This window comes from Methanosarcina sp. UBA289 (genome assembly GCA_002496565.1).
Classification (GTDB): domain Archaea; phylum Halobacteriota; class Methanosarcinia; order Methanosarcinales; family Methanosarcinaceae; genus Methanosarcina.
This window is the reverse complement of sequence record DAKJ01000019.1, coordinates 92,046-108,267: the sequence shown is the minus strand read 5'-3', so window position 1 is coordinate 108,267 and position 16,222 is coordinate 92,046. Positions and strand designations below refer to the sequence as shown.

The following is a 16,222-nucleotide window of genomic DNA, read 5'->3' as shown; positions in this document are numbered from 1 at the left end:
CAATAACTTAGGGACACGACCCTCTTTTTTTCAGGTTAAAAACGCCTTTCCTGACTTCTGAGTTTTGATAGCCTCAAAGCCTTAATTATCTCTAGTCTTTATAGATTCAAGGTTTTCAAATTTTCAATAACGATGTAATAATCAAAAGACCTAATCTTCTTTAAGTTGCTAAACCCGTTAGGAGCATGGCTTTAAATAATTTCATTACTAATATTGTTACTCAATGCTTTTTAATTTTCGTGAAAAACTGAATTCCAGCAAATTTTTGGTTACTGCTGAAGTCTCCCCTCCTAAGGGCACAAGATTTTCAGTTCCTCTAGAAGATGCTCGTCAGCTCAAAGGCATTGCAGATGCTATAAATGTTACGGACAATCAGTGCTCAATTATGCATATGAGTTCCCTGGCTTTTAGCAAGCTTCTTCTTGACGAAGGACATGAGCCTATTATGCAGCTCACCTGTCGAGATAGGAACAGGCTCGGACTTCAGTCTGATCTTCTGGGAGCGCATGCTCTGGGTATCCGAAATATCTGCCTGATGACAGGGGATTTTCCTTCTTGCGGAGATCACCCTGGTTCAAAGCCTGTATACGACCTTGATTCCGTACAGCTCCTACAAATTGTCAAAAAACTTGATTCAGGCATCGATTTTGCAGGAAACAGGCTTGACGGAGGGACTTCTTTCTGTACAGGAGCGGTTTCTGGCATAGACCCTGAAAAACCTCTACAACTCATAAAGCTTGAAAAGAAAGTCAGATGTGGAGCTGATTTCATCCAGACTCAGGCAGTCTATGATGTGGGCATGTTTGAGGAGTTTATGGAGGCTATAAGCCACCTTGAAGTGCCTATAATTGCAGGATTGATTCCTCTTAAATCCCTGGGTATGGCCGAATTCATGAATAAGAATATATCGGGAATTCGTGTGCCTGAAGATATTATGTTTCGCATAAAAGATGCACCTGATCCGATCGAGGAAGGCCTTTCCATAGCTTCAGAAACTATAAAAGAGCTTATGAACCTCTCCAGAGGGGTTCACATTATGCCTGTAGGCTCTCATAAAAATACTCCAAGATTGCTTTCTATGGCTGGAATTTCAGGGAAGTAACGAAATACAAAAACATTCACTTTAAATGGGAGGTTTCTTTTCCTTTTCTTTAAGTTTTAAAACTTCCTGTTTTGTCTATTTTATATCTTATATCATTAATTTTCTCCTTTTTTCCTACAGAAAATGTTTATAAAATTTGATAATATATATTAATTGAGCGGGTAATGGTTCTTTGTAATTAACAATAAATTTATACCATTATTTTCTGTGGGAGAAAGTTCAAAATCCTGAAATATTCAACTGAATATAACCTCGGGGAGTTATATAACATTGGCAAGAAATTTGTCAAGACAATGCTTACTGCGATTGGATTTAACATGATCGACCTGAGCGCGGATGACATTCGGGAACTATAAGGCGGCACTTGAGTACGGGCGTGGGCTTGCGCGAAGTCTTGTGGAGGAACATATGGCTGCCTACAAGCGGGACCTGACAGGATTCATTTCGATCTTAAACAGGCTAATATAGGACCGATTCTGGATCAGCCTGTTGAAACAAGACTTTCCGCAATTGGAATCGGAACACTTCTGAGGTGGAAATAAATGGCATCTAAAATCAAACCTGCCCCGCAAATATCTATTAAGTCTAATGCAACGGCCGGAAAAATGTCACAGGAAGTTCCAGATACTGCTTTTGACCAGCTGGCTGAAAGTATCAGAAAAAAAATCGGGATCAAAGGGCCCGTGAAAGGAGAAGAGCTAACCAGCCACCTTGAAATGGTATGCGGGGAAGTTAACAGACTTCTTCGCTCTTCTTTTGGCCCAAAAGGTTTTGACAAGCTAATCATCAATCCGGTAAACGAAATCGTTGTAACCAGTGACGGAAAGACTATTTTGGAAGAAATTGACATCCTTCACCCTGCCGTAACGGCTTTGAAAAACCTGGCAAAATCCATGGACAAAGCCTGTGGGGATGGGACAAAAACTGCTGTGATCCTGGCGGCTGCTCTTATCGCAAATGGGGTCAAACTTATCCGGAACGGAGTTCACCCAAATACGGTTGTCCGAGGGTATCGGCTTGCACTTTACAAGGCTTACGAGTTACTGGAATACAGCAGCAGGCCTGCAAAATCTTATGAGGAAAGCTATGCTGTCGTGCTGGGGGCTGCTCTTAGTAAGGGCATGCAGCCGGGGCTTGCAAAAGAGCTCACACACGTGGTTCTCAGGGTGGTCGAACGCCTCAACTGCCTCTCTCCTGAGGGGTGTTTGGACCTGAACGAAAATATAAAAATTCTCCAAAAATCCGGGGGGCCTGAGGTTGATTACCTTGAAGGTTTGATAATGGACGAATCTCCTGCAAGGCCCGATATGCCCCGGAATTTCAACAAACATTCCCTCCTGATCCTGAATTATGACCTTAAATTCAAAAGCGAGTATCTCAGCCCCAAGCATGATAAGATAGCTCGGGACCTTGAGACCGCCTATAGCTTCAGAGATAAGCAAAAAGATATTCTTCGGGGTTTTGCAGACAAAATAATCGGAAGTGGGGCAGATGTGGTCTTCTGTGAGGGGAATGTAGACCCATGCATAGAGGAGGCTCTGGCACGGAAGAGCATTCTGCTCTTTAAAAAACTCAAACTCAAGGACCTGGAAAAACTCTCTAAAGCTACAGGGACTCAAATCATGGTCATCAGCGACGAGCTTGCCCCAGAAAGGCTGGGCAGAGCTGACAGCCTAGAAGTTATAAAGAAGTGTCATGAGAACTTTGTATTTATCCGGGTCCAGAACCAGCCTATTATGAGCATTTTGGTTTGGGAACCTGTCAAATATAACTTGAGGAAGGTAGAGGAAGCTGTGGATGATGCCCTGAATAGTGCGGCTTTCCTTTACAGGAACAAAATGATCGTCACAGGTGGAGGAGGGGCCGAGTTTGACCTTTCGCAGATGCTAAGGCTTTATGCGCTTACCCTTGAAGGCAAAGAACAGCTTTCTGTGCTCGAGTATGCGAATGCCCTTGAAGAAATCCCAAAAGCTCTGGCTCGAAATGCAGGAATGAACGCGCTGGACGCTATGACCGAAATAGCTGCCAGCTACAGCAGGGGGGAGGAAGCCAGGATCGACCTATCAGGCAAAGTTCGGGCAGATGCACCCTTTTTCTATGACCTTGCGAGCATCAAAAAGCTGGCTATCGTTTCCGCTACCGAAACTGCCTGCAGCATGCTGCGGGTTGATGAGATTAGGCTAAAAAAGTAAGAACTCAATATATAAAACCCGTTTTTCTTTCCTGTCTTTTGAGATTTCCTTCATTCTCCTGCTTTTGATTCAAGGTTTACTTTCCTGTATTTTTATCATGAGAATATTTATATTTACGAATCTTATATCTTGTATAATTGCTGACTTTTGCCACATGATTTTTTCATGTCATTATATGGGAAACATCAAAAAAATTTAGAATCTAATTTCTAAAATATTGCTTTGAGGGGGTTATACACTGACAAAAGAAGAAATATTAACAGAGCTAGCGAATGCTGTTATCGAAGGTGATGAAGATCTTGCAGAAGAACTGGCACGCAAAGCTCTAGATGAAGGGGTAGATGCCTATGAAGCGATAATTAATGGGCTTGCCAAGGGAATGTCGATAGTAAGCGAAAAATACGATAAGGGAGAGGCTTTTGTCCCTCAGTTGCTCATTGCTTCCACTGCAATGTATGCCGGAATGGATATCCTGACACCTCATGTGAAGATCGAGGGTGCGGAAAAACCTGCAACTGTTGTGATAGGCTCAATTGAAGGGGACGTGCACGATATCGGGAAAAACCTTGTAAAGACAATGATGTCTGCTGCCGGTTTTAAGGTAATTGACCTTGGATCCGATGTGCTCCTGGAAGAGTTTATCAAAGCTGCAAAAAAGAATAAGGCCGATATCATTTCCATGAGTTCACTTATGACCACCACCATGACAGGCATGGAAAGGGTCATAGAAATGCTTCAGGAAGAGGGGATCCGGGACGCAGTAAAGGTCATTGTTGGAGGAGCTCCAATTTCGGAAAGGTTTGCAGAGGAAATCGGGGCCGATGCGATGAGGTATGATGCAAGCTCGGCAACTGATTGGGCGCTTGAAGCAGTAAAGGCACTTCCACCAACTGAGGAAAGGTGGAGCGACCAGCAGATTGCGCTTTCCAGGAGAAAATATAGAGAGATCCTTGCTGCAAAGGCTCCGAAAGCCGCTGTGGATATTGGTAGGATTACTGCTGAAAAAGTCATGAAAGAATTCGACTCAGTTGTGCCGAAATTCGTATCAGCCATGACCAAGGCTGAGCGGTTCACAGCCGCCTTTGATGACAAAAAAGTCGACAGGCTGCCAACCGCGCCTCTTGCCTGTGGAGTATCAAGGAAGTTTGTGCCCTGCACTTACAAGGATTACTCAACCAACGCCGAAAAGTATGCGGAATGTGTCTACACGGGTATCAAGTACTTCAACATGGACACTTTCATAGGCCTGACAGACCTTTGTGTAGACGCTGCCGATTTTGGCGCAGATATACGATATCCGGAAGAGGATACGCCGGCTGCAAAGGGACACCTTGAGGACTATGAGAAACTAGAGGTCCCGGAGCTTAAGGAAGGCACCCGTGCCTATAACCTGATTATGGGCAACAAGCTTGCGACCGAAAAGGCTCACAGCCTGAATGCCCCGATGACCGCACTCATCGAAGGCCCGATGATTGCCCTTACCCAGATCATGGGTGCATCTCGCGTCCTCGCCGATATCAAGACAAATCCAGATGTCGTGAAGAAGGGGCTTGAAAAGACTACCGAATATGTAGAGAACGTCATGAAAATGATGTTTGAAGAAGCCCAGCCTGACAACCTCTGTATGGTTACCCTCTGGACAAACAACTTCATCATGAGTGCCGATGAATACATGATGACCGAAGGTGAGATCATGCAAAATAGAATCGCGCCTCTCTATAAGCAATACAACAAGCCTGTAATTATCCACAACTGTGCTGATGCCCCGCACTGGGATCTTATCCATAAGTGGGAAGCTAAAGCGTACAGCTATACTTACTACCCACATGAAGCTAACAAGGGGTCGAAGGACTACAGGTACCTCATCACCAACCATGGCAAGGAAACAATGTTTATGGGCCAGGCAAACCCTATAATATTCCTTGATAACTCTCCAGATGGTCTCAAGAAAATTAAGGATGATACCATGGAGCTCATGGAAGGTGTCCTGAATACTCTGAAGGACAACGGAATGCAGTCCAGGTACGTGATCTCTACGGGATGCGAAGTCCCGCCAGGTGCTGCATGCGATGCAGTTACTGCGGAAACATACCTAGTTGCCGAGAAAGGGCCGGAACTACAGAAGAGGATTATTGGATAATAAGAACAAAAAAGCGAAGATCAAAAACAGCTCTGTAGAAAACCTATCAAAATGCCCGCCCATAAATTAAAATCAAGAATAACTCTCGCTATTCAGTAGTACATCATCTAATATTTTCACTTCAATCATATCAGAATTTGGAGGGATTCTACAGAGCCTAAAAAGATTTTTGCTTTATGTTTGTACTTTATCTTCTTTTTTGACATCCCGATTTGATGGATTTTGATTTCTCCGCCAGATTGGAGAAACCCGAAAAGGAGGTAGCAATGAAGGTAATAAGCATCATTTCATGCAAAATCTTTGAAGATGAAATTGTTCATCTCCTGGAGCATGATAAAAAGGTGGACGAAATTCTAATACTTAATAATGAGAGTTCTGAGGATATTGTACGAAAGTTTGGAGAAGTAGGCGTCCCCTGCCGGGAAATTGCTCTTAAAGATCTCGAGACACATAGAAGTTTCAAGAGTTTACAGCAAGAAGGGAGTTCTGGGCTAATTCTTGTGCTTGACATTCTTGAAATTGTGGGCACAGGACAGAAACAACGTGCCAGGCTGAAAATGAACATATATGATGCTATTCTAAAAATGGCACTCTTCTCAGATGGGCTGCTTTTACTCTATGGACTTTGTGGTAACGTGCTTAAGGACGTTGAAAAAGATTTTAAGTATCTTAAATGTCCTCTCGTGTTGCTCAGGGACGCTGAAGGAGAAATCACCGACGATTGCATCTGTGCGACTCTTGGGGGCAAAAAATCATTTATGGAAGTAACAAAGGATTTAAGAGGGGAGAGGACTTTCATGCTTACTCCTATGTGGGCTGCCAACTGGGAAAAAATGGTATTAGCTAATGGATTTGCCCGTAGCCTGGAATCTCTTGAGGAGTCAAAGCTGGTATTCAAAGCTGCCAAGTATACTCAGGTGGCAAAAATCAATACTGGTTTAAAATACCAGCATAATTTTGAACTCAGAGTAAGGGAATTTGCAACCTTCTATGAATTTGGAATAACGGAAATCAAAGCTGAACAAGCTATCTTCGAAAGGTGTTATACTGAACTGAAACAATCACTTATGACCCATCTCTAATATTGATCTCATAAGAGAAAGTTTTCAAGTTAGATTTTAATCTATCTGGAAGGTTACTTTGAGTTTTCCAGTAAATTTTCGGATACGTTTTTATCTTCGGAGTTCTATATATAGAATATGATTTCCCAAAAATTTAATGTAAGTATATAAATATTCATAGGAATTCATTAATATTCAAATATATTTATTTATACTTAAAAACAAGTGCGAATATTCTGACAAGTATATAAATAGTTTAATATATTTATTAATATTCGGATACATTTATCAATATCCTTCAGCATTCTACTGCTTGATGCCGTATCATCGATTCCTGGTTCAGGAAACTAAAGTAAATCATCGTTTTTAAAGGCAGTAAAACATGAGTTCAAAAAATATTTCCATTCAGATATTCGGAATTAAGACCCCTATTATCAGGGAAGGGGACGATATCGTACAGATTCTAGAAACGGCCCTGGAGGAAGCGGGTCTTGTCCCGGTTGAAGGGGATATTTTCGTGCTTGCCGAATCTGCTGTTGGCACGGCGGAAAGAAGAGTTGTAAAGCTTGAAAGCGTTACTCCAGGTGAAAGGGCAAAGGTGCTTGGGGAAAAGTACGAGATCGATCCCAGGGAAATGGAACTCGTGCTTCAGGAATGCGATGAGATTTTTGGAGGTGTGCCTGGAGCTGCCCTTACAATTACGAAAGGTGTTCTGGCTCCGAATGCAGGTATTGACGCTTCTAACGCCCCTGAAGGTCATGTGATCCTGCTCCCCAAAGACCCACGAAAAAGTTCGGAAAAGATCCGGAAAGAGCTTGAACAGCGTTATTCATGCAAGCTGGGGGTAATTATAGGGGATAGCAGGACCCAGCCTCTCAGGCTTGGATGCTCGGGAATTGCACTTGGAGTTTCAGGCTTTGTGCCTGTGGAAGACGCACGGGGAACCAACGATATCTATGGAAAAGCTCTTCGTATTACATATAAGGCTGTAGCAGATAACCTTGTTTCTGCTGCCGAACTTCTTATGGGAGAAGCTGGAGAAAGAGTTCCCTGCGTGCTGATCCGTGGCGCTCCTGTAAATATGGTTAATGAGTCTCTAGATGTGCCAACGATCCCCATGGAAGGATGTATGTATTTTGGTAACATAATCAGAAGCATGACCGGGGATAAAGGTAGAGGGAAAAAGGAATAACTCTTTAGTTCAGTTAAAGTTACTCTGGCTTCTCTTATGAATACATTTCAGTAAAACCTATGTGTTTGAGATAAGCGTTATATATTCTCGAAGATAATATATACAATTAATTGAGTCCCGACCCTGTATTTGGTAAATCCAGCTTTTATGTCGCCTATCATCAGGATTGGGTTTCCGGCAGCTTTGTCGTACAGGCCTTTTCAGGTAGTATATGTACGACTCTTCTATATGCTTCCCGGAGTGGATCAAACAAAAACAGAGAAAGTCTCAGACCTTTCAAAATATAAAGGTGATTTTATGAAACCGATGTTATTGGACTTTTCCGCAACATGGTGTGGACCTTGCAGAATGCAAAAACCGATTCTTGAAGAGCTTGAGAAAAAGTATGGGGATAAGGTTGAGTTCAAAGTTATCGATGTGGATGAAAACCAAGAAATGGCCTCCAAATACGGCATACACGCGGTCCCGACACTGATAATTCAGAAAGATGGGACTGAAGTAAAGCGCTTCATGGGAGTTACCCAGGGTAGTGTACTGGCGTCGGAACTCGATAAGATCCTCTGACCCTCAGTTTTTCTGATAAAGACCGCCCGGGGTTCCATAAACCTGGGGCTAATCTTTTTCCATATCTGTTATAGGTAAACTTTGTTCTTTTGTAGGTAAGTTTAATTTATTCTATATGAAAGTGCTTCGATGTTCTTTTCCGTTTTATGCTGATTTTATAACTTACTCATTCTCTAATTCTTAATTTAGGGCAGTAAAGTCTTACTGCTTACATTCTGAAGTATTTTTTTCGAAAATCAATATTTTTTCCTGATTGTACATTTAAACTTTTCCTATTAATTGGGTACATAAATGGAAAATTGATGGAAATTGAGTAGCTACCTTTTTCTTGCTTCTAAACACGTTTTGTAGTTATTCTCAACTCCTTCATAGAAGCTCAATAAATTGGTGTTAAATCGGAAATCAATAGCAGAATAATTACGTATTTTGGAAACTTTACTCTGTAATGCGAATTATTAAAATTATCAGCTGAAAAGTTCTGAAATCCTATAAATATCATAATAATTACATAAGTTTTTGTAAAAAAATTTAGCAGTAAAATAAGATTATTTTGATTAATGAAATGCTTTGTGAATTAAAAACCTAGAATACTATCTAAATAATGTTAGTTGAATGGGATAAATATTTATAGTCAGTATAACCTAATTATATCAATGTAAAAACGTAAAAAAAATTATAATGAGATGAGAAAAACATGAAAATCCGAGTGGTTAGTTCAAGAGAAGAAATCTTTACACTGAATCCAAATGAGCGTGTTGTTCACTTGGCCTTTAGGCCTTCAAACAAGGATATTTTGGGACTGGTTGAGACCTGTCCGAAAATTGAGGTAATTCAGTTACCTAAGTCTTATATGGCTACAGTTTCAAAGTCCATAGAAATGTTCCTTGATATGCAGAGAATCCAACTCATCGAAGGCGATGTCTGGGGTCACAGGAAGGACATTAACGAATACTACACTATTCCATCCTCAGTTACTGAAAAAATAAAGGAGATGAAAGCCGAAGGTAAATCCACTGAGGATATTGAAGCAAAGATCTCACGGGAAAACATGCTTAACCCTGAAATGGTTGCTTATATCATAACCAAGGAATCCTCTGCCTGAACTTGGACAGAGTAAGATACGCTACCAAGCGTTTCACTGGAGATTAAACCGCAAAAATGTCGAATTTTCGCGCTTCTGCGATCTGATCTCCGACTCAAATCTTTTATTTTAGAGAGCGCTTATCTGGAGAAAGCGGGAAAACCTGGAAGTATAATTGAGATCCCTTTTCAAGAGGATTTCCTATTTATTAGTTTCTTTTGCTATCTTTTTTAAGAAAATCGTAATCTTGGGAGGAGTTTTGACTCCTATGGTTACTGTCTAAGTTACTGTCTAAGTTACTGTCTAAGTTACTGTCTAAGTTACTGTCAATACTAACTGGAAAACAAATCTCATAATTTTTTCAATCAGTATGTTCTTGTTTTTAAGCATTTCTTCTATATAATAATACTATATGAATCTACAGTTTTTCCCTAACCTTAAATACCTTAAGTATTATCTCCTCCAAGGATTTGCGTGATTTCTAAAAAACTGATTGATCTTGGTGTGCTGGCGCTCAGGCAGCGTAATTCTCGCGGGACCTTTAAACCGCATATTTCTCTCCGGTTCAGGGACAATGCCGGGGATCTGCGCACCTTTTCCATTGATACTACCAGGATACCGGGAAAGCAACTTCAGCCCGATGCTTATCTGATCACTCATGCCCATTCCGATCATCACGGAAAATCGGCTATGCTTTCCCCCAATTCCATTTGTTCGGAAAAAACCGCTATAGCACTTGAAATTAGGCATGATAGAAAATATGCGGGTAGCATGTGCAAGCTTGGGGATGAAATCGATATCGAAGGAACAAAGGTGAAGACATTCTCCACGGAGCATACTGCAGGTGCGACTGCTTTTTACTGGGAAAACGATGTAGGGACAAGGATTCTGGTAACAGGCGACGTTAAAAATGCAAGCAATCTTCCTCCCTGCGACGTCCTTATTACTGAAGCTAACTACGGAGACCCTGCCGACCCCTCCTGCCATTTTGCAGATGACCTTGAAGGCATGAAATCAGCTCTTTTTGAAAACGGGCCAGTCGCCTTTGGAGCATATGAGTTTGGAAAAGCCCAGCGCGCAGTCGAACTCATAAGAGGATTCGGATATGATGGCAATATTTGCATGGATGCTAGGACAAGGGCTCTTACCCGCAGTATGCTTGAGGATGCCGGGGAACTGACAGGGCTTGATTCCGAAGAAGATGATGGGGTTTTCATAGTTGCTCCCTGGGACCTTGACAAGTTGCCCTGGAACATGAAAAAATACGTATTGAGTTGCCGTATGGATTACCCTTACCCAACAATCAGGATAAGCGACCATCTTGATGCTTGCGGGCTTGAAAATATGGTCAGGAAACTTTCCCCTGAAGTAACTCTTGTCTATCACCCAGGAGGGAATAGACCTTCTAAATTTTCAAAACATTTAAATTCAATAGGAATTGATTCGATATCTATAGATCAGATCGGTAATGTTTTAAGTAATGAATTTATTTAAAACTGTAAAAATCTAGCATTAATATTTATCCCAATAATTTAACTTTGAGAGTCTTATTAAATAATTTAATTCTAATAATTTAAATATAATGATTTTAATCTAATATCCCAAATCTGCAAATTAAAATCTTATAATCCAGGTCTAATTTTTTAACTGAGATTAGATCCTGACTACAATTATATCCCGGGAATGTTAATTGCCGTTCAGGAGAGTATACAGGTTGAGTAAGCAAAATCCGAAGTCAAAGTCCAGAAAGGAACCTACAAAAATAAAAGAGGCTACTTCAGAAGTTCCTGCAACAAAGATCGAGACTCCAGAGAAAAAGACTCTTATTAAGGAAAGGACACCTGAGGAAAAGCAAAAGGAGTATAAAGACGGAATTATTAAGACGATAGTAGCTGCATTACTTGGCACAATTGCAGGAGTACTATGTTTCCGTCTATATGGGACAGGAGAAGATAGGATCTGGTATGTTATACTTACGATCGTTATCGGGTTTACATATTTCATACAGAAATTTCTTTATCCTCAACTCAAGATCAGCACAAATGAGTTCAAATTCAAGGACTGGTTCTACGTAGAGTTTATAGTGATTGATTTCTTCCTTGTTGTCTGGACTCTCCTCCTGAATTAAAATCCCCTTTCCTGAACTGCAAAAGGCTCTCTTAAATTTAAGGGCCTTTTATACAGTTTTTTATCACAGGCTTTTATTTTTTTGATTCACAAACATGTGTATTAATTTACAAGATTTTGCATAATTTGGCCGCATATCCAATTAAACTTCTACTTAACTGATGTTTTGTGCCTGCAATAGTCCAACAGTTCATATACCAGAGCAGGCATTTCATAACCGATAACTACTGTATATATGCAATATTCTTTCAATATACTAACGTTACATTATCATATTGCCCTGCTGTGATAACAGCTTTCTACCATAGCAAAAACTTACATTGTTACTCTCAGGTTATGCTTAAAATTACAGCAAACATTCTGTTTAATATTGTTTACCAAATTAAAGAAAAAACGTAATTTTTGGGGACTATCATGAGAATAGCTATACTTAATAAAGATAGGTGTCAGCCCAGACGGTGCAGTAAGGAGTGCGAGAAATATTGCCCGAGGGTCCGAACAGGGGATGAGACGATTGTTTTTGAGGAGGATGGAAAACCTGTCATTTCCGAGGAACTCTGTGTAGGTTGCGGAATTTGCATTAACAAATGTCCTTTCAACGCCATCATGATCATAGGGCTTCCTGAAGCTCTAACGGAACCCACTCACAGGTACGGAGTAAATGGTTTTGCCCTTTTCGGGCTGCCTGTTCCCAGGGCAGGAAAAGTAACAGGGATTCTCGGTCCTAACGGGATCGGAAAAAGTACGTCCGTTCAGATTCTTTCAGGAGCTTTAATCCCTAACTTCGGACAGGAAAAAGGCGATTGGGACACTGTGCTTGAACATTATGCTGGAACCGCACTTTATGACTACTTTAAAGCTGTTGTAGACGGTAAGGTCCGAGTTTCCCAAAAGCCCCAGTACGTAGACCTGATCCCTAAAGCTTTCAAAGGAAAAACATTCGAACTGCTCGAAAAAACCGATGAGAGAGGAGTCCTTGATGAGCTTGTCGACTATCTTGATTTAAAAAGCGTAGTCAACAGGAATATCTCGGAATTGAGTGGTGGAGAACTGCAGCGTGTGGCAATCGCAGCATGTGCGGCAAAGGATGCTCAGTTCTACTTCTTTGATGAAATTAGCCCTTATCTTGACATCTACCAGAGAATTAACGTCGCCCGTCTGATCCAGAATATATCAAAGGACAAAGCTGTGCTCGTGGTAGAGCACGATCTTGCAATCCTGGACATGCTCACAGATGTCATTCACATTGCTTACGGAGAGCCTGCAGCTTTTGGTGTGGTTACTCTTCCGAAGAGTGTACGGGTGGGGATTAATCAATACCTCAAAGGCTATCTCCCTGAAGAAAATATAAGGATACGACCTGAAGCCATAAAGTTTGAAGTCCATCCTCCGAGAGAAGACTACCAGTTAAGGTCCGTAGTTACTTTTAACGGTTTCTCAAAGAAATTTGGAGATGGCTTCTCCCTAAAAGCTACAGGTGGCAGCCTTCGGGAAGGTGAGGTACTCGGAATAGTAGGCCCCAACGGGATAGGAAAGTCAACCTTTGTAAAGGTGCTTGCAGGGGAAATCAAGCCTGATGAGGGCGATCCAGGGATAGACGTTAAAATCTCTTACAAGCCTCAGTACATTAAAGCCGACATCCCTGTGCGCGTGCAGGATTTCCTGCGTGGTATTTCAAGGCAGTTTGGAACTAGCTACTACGAGGTAGAAATTTCGAACCCACTCCAGCTTGAAAAGATCTATGATAGCCTTCTTACGGAGCTAAGTGGTGGAGAATTGCAAAGAGTTGCGATTGCAGCCTGTCTAACCCAGGAAGCCGACCTTTATATTCTGGACGAACCCAGTGCCCATCTGGACGTTGAACAGCGTTCTATGGTCACAAAAGTCCTCAACCGCTTTGCCGAAAACAACAAGAAGACAGCTCTTGTCGTAGATCATGATATCTATATGATAGATATGTTGAGCCAGAGACTCGTGGTTTTTGAAGGCAAGCCTTCGGTATACGGTGAAGCGCATGGCCCGTTCAGCATGGAAAACGGTATGAACAAATTCCTGAAAAACTTGGGCATAACTTTCCGCAGGGACGAGGAAACAAGGCGCCCGCGTGTGAATAATCTGGGCTCAAGGCTTGACCGGGAACAAAAAGAAAGTGGAAATTACTATTATTCGGCAGGTAATTAATTCGACATCAGTAAAGTGACGTTCAGTAAGTGATGTTAACTAATCGATGTTTAGTAATTTATGTTCAAAAAATCTTAATGAATTAGGTTTCCCTTAACAGGGAACCAGGCTTTTGCAGAAACTTTTGAAGATGTTTCTGCAGATACTAAATTTTTCGATAGTGGTGTGCAATTCCAAAATAGTTTTTTATCCAATGTGTGAGTTTCTGATTTTCAATGAAGATAGAAAGTCTCGATCTGCCCGATGAAATAAAACGGTTTTATGTCGATTCCGGGATTCTGGAACTTTATCCCCCTCAGGCCGAAGCCGTGGAAAAAGGGCTGCTTGAAGGAAGAAACCTGCTTGCTGCAATCCCAACGGCTTCAGGGAAGACTCTCCTTGCCGAGCTTGCAATGTTGAAATCCATCCGCGCAGGAGGAAAGGCACTCTATATCGTGCCTCTTAGAGCTCTTGCTTCCGAGAAATTCAGGCGGTTTCGGGAGTTTTCGGAACTTGGAATAAAGGTCGGCATCTCAACAGGGGATTATGACCTTCGGGACGAGGGGCTCGGAGTAAACGATATAATTGTTGCAACCTCTGAGAAAACCGATTCCCTGCTCAGGAATGAGACTGCCTGGATGCAGGAAATTTCTGTTGTTGTAGCAGACGAGGTTCATCTCATAGACTCACCGGATAGGGGCCCAACGCTTGAAGTTACCCTTGCAAAGCTTCGGAAAATGAATCCTTCCTGCCAGATCCTAGCGCTCTCTGCAACTGTAGGAAACGCCGACGAACTCGCAGCCTGGCTGGAAGCCGAGCTTGTATTAAGTGAATGGAGGCCTACTGAACTTCATGAGGGGGTATTCTTTAATGGGACCTTCTATTGCAAGGATAGAGAAAAACCTGTTGAGCAATCCACAAAAGACGAAGCTGTGAACCTTGCGCTGGATACTCTCAGGAAAGACGGGCAGTGCCTGGTTTTCGAAAGCAGCAGAAAGAATTGTATGGCTTTTGCAAAAAAGGCGGCCTCAACTGTTAAAAAGACGCTCTCAGCAGAAGACAGGAAAGCACTTGCAGAAATTGCAGATGAAATTCTCGAAAGCAGTGAAACTGATACTTCAACTAACCTTGCAGCCTGTATTCGTTCAGGGACGGCCTTTCACCATGCAGGCCTTACCACTCCTTTAAGGGAGCTTGTAGAAGACGGTTTCAGGGCTGGAAAAATCAAATTGATTTCGAGCACTCCTACTCTAGCAGCCGGGCTTAACCTGCCTGCTCGACGCGTAATTATCCGAAGTTATCGGCGCTATTCCTCTGAAGGTGGAATGCAGCCTATTCCTGTGCTCGAGTACAAACAGATGGCAGGCAGGGCAGGCAGGCCAAGACTTGACCCATACGGAGAAGCTGTACTTATTGCAAAATCCTATAATGAGTTTGTTTTCCTTTTTGAGAACTACATCGAGGCAGATGCCGAAGATATCTGGTCCAAACTCGGAACTGAAAACGCTCTCAGGACACATGTGCTCTCTACTATCTCCAATGGTTTTGCGCGGACTTATGACGAACTAATGGACTTTCTGGAGGCAACATTTTTCGCTTTCCAGTACTCTAACTTCGGGCTTTCCACGGTTGTGAATGAATGCCTTAACTTTTTGCGTCAGGAAGAAATGCTTGAGAATACCGATGCTCTTATTCCTACAAACTTCGGAAAGCTTGTCTCAAGGCTGTATATTGATCCACTATCGGCTGCCCGCATTGCAAAGGGCCTGAAAGAAGCAGAAACCCTGACCGAACTTACTCTACTGCATCTGGTATGCAGCACGCCTGACATGCGTCTGCTCTACATGAGGAGCCAGGACTATCAGGACATCAACGATTATGTAATGGCTCACGCCAGCGAGTTTATAAGGGTGCCCAGTCCCTTTGATACTACGGAATATGAATGGTTCCTCGGAGAAGTCAAAACTTCCCTTCTTCTACTTGACTGGATTCACGAAAAATCTGAAAACGAGATTTGCTTAAAGTTCGGTACCGGGGAAGGTGACATTCATGCAATTGCGGACATTGCAAAATGGATAATGCATGTTGCTGCCCAGCTTGCTAGTCTTATTGACCTCAAAGGGGCAAAAGAAGCCGCAGAACTTGAAAAACGGATACATTACGGAGCGGCCCCCGAACTTATGGATCTACTTGACATCAGAGGTATAGGGCGCGTGAGAGCAAGGAAACTTTATGACGCAGGCTTCAAATCCTCAGCAGAGCTTGCAGGAGCCGACCCTGTAAAAGTGGCTGCTCTTCTGGGGCCAAAAATTGCAGACCGGATTTTTAAGCAGATAGGAATCCGAGAGGCAGTTCCTGGAATTTTGGAGCCTGAACTTCCTGAGAAAAGTCCTTCCTCAGGGCAAAAAACAATCAGCGATTATTGATTTTACCTACCTCACTTCTTTTGTTTTTTATAGTAGATCCGCTTTACGGTTTTTACTCTATATTATTAGGCTCAGTAAGGGATAAAATATTAAATGAGGGCAGGGATTTAATGGGATTGGATTCTCAAGTGAATCGATTATCTGGTTGCTCGGCTCTCAGATTGCCGATTGCTAATT

The 16,222-nt window shown here is 42.2% G+C and carries 12 protein-coding genes; all 12 read left to right on the top strand.

The annotated features are described in order from the left end of the window. The first annotated feature begins 223 nt into the window (after positions 1-223). Positions 224-1,102 carry a methylenetetrahydrofolate reductase gene (locus BP549_RS12155; RefSeq protein WP_292380945.1) on the top strand — a complete coding sequence of 293 codons (879 nt, stop codon included), beginning with the start codon at positions 224-226 and terminating at the stop codon, positions 1,100-1,102. A 336-nt stretch (positions 1,103-1,438) separates the two neighbouring features. Next, a complete protein-coding gene (locus BP549_RS12150; protein ID WP_292380942.1) occupies positions 1,439-1,570 on the top strand; it encodes a hypothetical protein in 132 nt (43 codons plus the stop codon). 74 nt (positions 1,571-1,644) lie between these two features. Continuing rightward, a complete protein-coding gene (locus BP549_RS12145; RefSeq protein ID WP_292380939.1) occupies positions 1,645-3,294 on the top strand; it encodes a TCP-1/cpn60 chaperonin family protein in 1,650 nt (549 codons plus the stop codon). A 238-nt stretch (positions 3,295-3,532) separates the two neighbouring features. Next, positions 3,533-5,434 (top strand): uroporphyrinogen decarboxylase family protein, encoded by a 1,902-nt coding sequence (locus tag BP549_RS12140; protein WP_292380953.1) that lies wholly within the window; start codon positions 3,533-3,535, stop codon positions 5,432-5,434. A 266-nt stretch (positions 5,435-5,700) separates the two neighbouring features. Next, entirely contained in the window at positions 5,701-6,516 is an 816-nt protein-coding gene (locus BP549_RS12135) for a DUF1638 domain-containing protein (RefSeq protein ID WP_292380937.1), read from the top strand. Positions 6,517-6,877: 361 nt separating this feature from the next. Next, positions 6,878-7,687, top strand: a complete 810-nt coding sequence (gene cofE, locus BP549_RS12130; RefSeq protein ID WP_292380934.1) for a coenzyme F420-0:L-glutamate ligase — start codon at positions 6,878-6,880, stop codon at positions 7,685-7,687. A 297-nt stretch (positions 7,688-7,984) separates the two neighbouring features. Beyond that, the gene (gene trxA / locus BP549_RS12125; protein ID WP_292380951.1) at positions 7,985-8,251 is read left to right on the top strand and encodes a thioredoxin; all 267 of its coding nucleotides are present in this window, start codon (positions 7,985-7,987) and stop codon (positions 8,249-8,251) included. A 694-nt stretch (positions 8,252-8,945) separates the two neighbouring features. Continuing rightward, positions 8,946-9,353: a DUF1699 family protein gene (locus BP549_RS12120; protein ID WP_292375116.1), complete on the top strand. Its 408-nt coding sequence runs from the start codon at positions 8,946-8,948 to the stop codon at positions 9,351-9,353. Between the two features lie 453 nt (positions 9,354-9,806). After that, the gene (locus BP549_RS12115) at positions 9,807-10,826 is read left to right on the top strand and encodes an MBL fold metallo-hydrolase (RefSeq protein WP_292380932.1); all 1,020 of its coding nucleotides are present in this window, start codon (positions 9,807-9,809) and stop codon (positions 10,824-10,826) included. A gap of 220 nt (positions 10,827-11,046) precedes the next feature. Next, positions 11,047-11,460 carry a hypothetical protein gene (locus tag BP549_RS12110; RefSeq protein WP_292375112.1) on the top strand — a complete coding sequence of 138 codons (414 nt, stop codon included), beginning with the start codon at positions 11,047-11,049 and terminating at the stop codon, positions 11,458-11,460. 413 nt (positions 11,461-11,873) lie between these two features. Continuing rightward, on the top strand, positions 11,874-13,640 hold the full coding sequence (locus BP549_RS12105) for a ribosome biogenesis/translation initiation ATPase RLI (RefSeq protein WP_292380930.1): 1,767 nt from the start codon (positions 11,874-11,876) through the stop codon (positions 13,638-13,640). Positions 13,641-13,855: 215 nt separating this feature from the next. Further along, positions 13,856-16,045, top strand: a complete 2,190-nt coding sequence (locus tag BP549_RS12100; protein WP_292380929.1) for an ATP-dependent DNA helicase — start codon at positions 13,856-13,858, stop codon at positions 16,043-16,045. Positions 16,046-16,222: the final 177 nt, after the last annotated feature.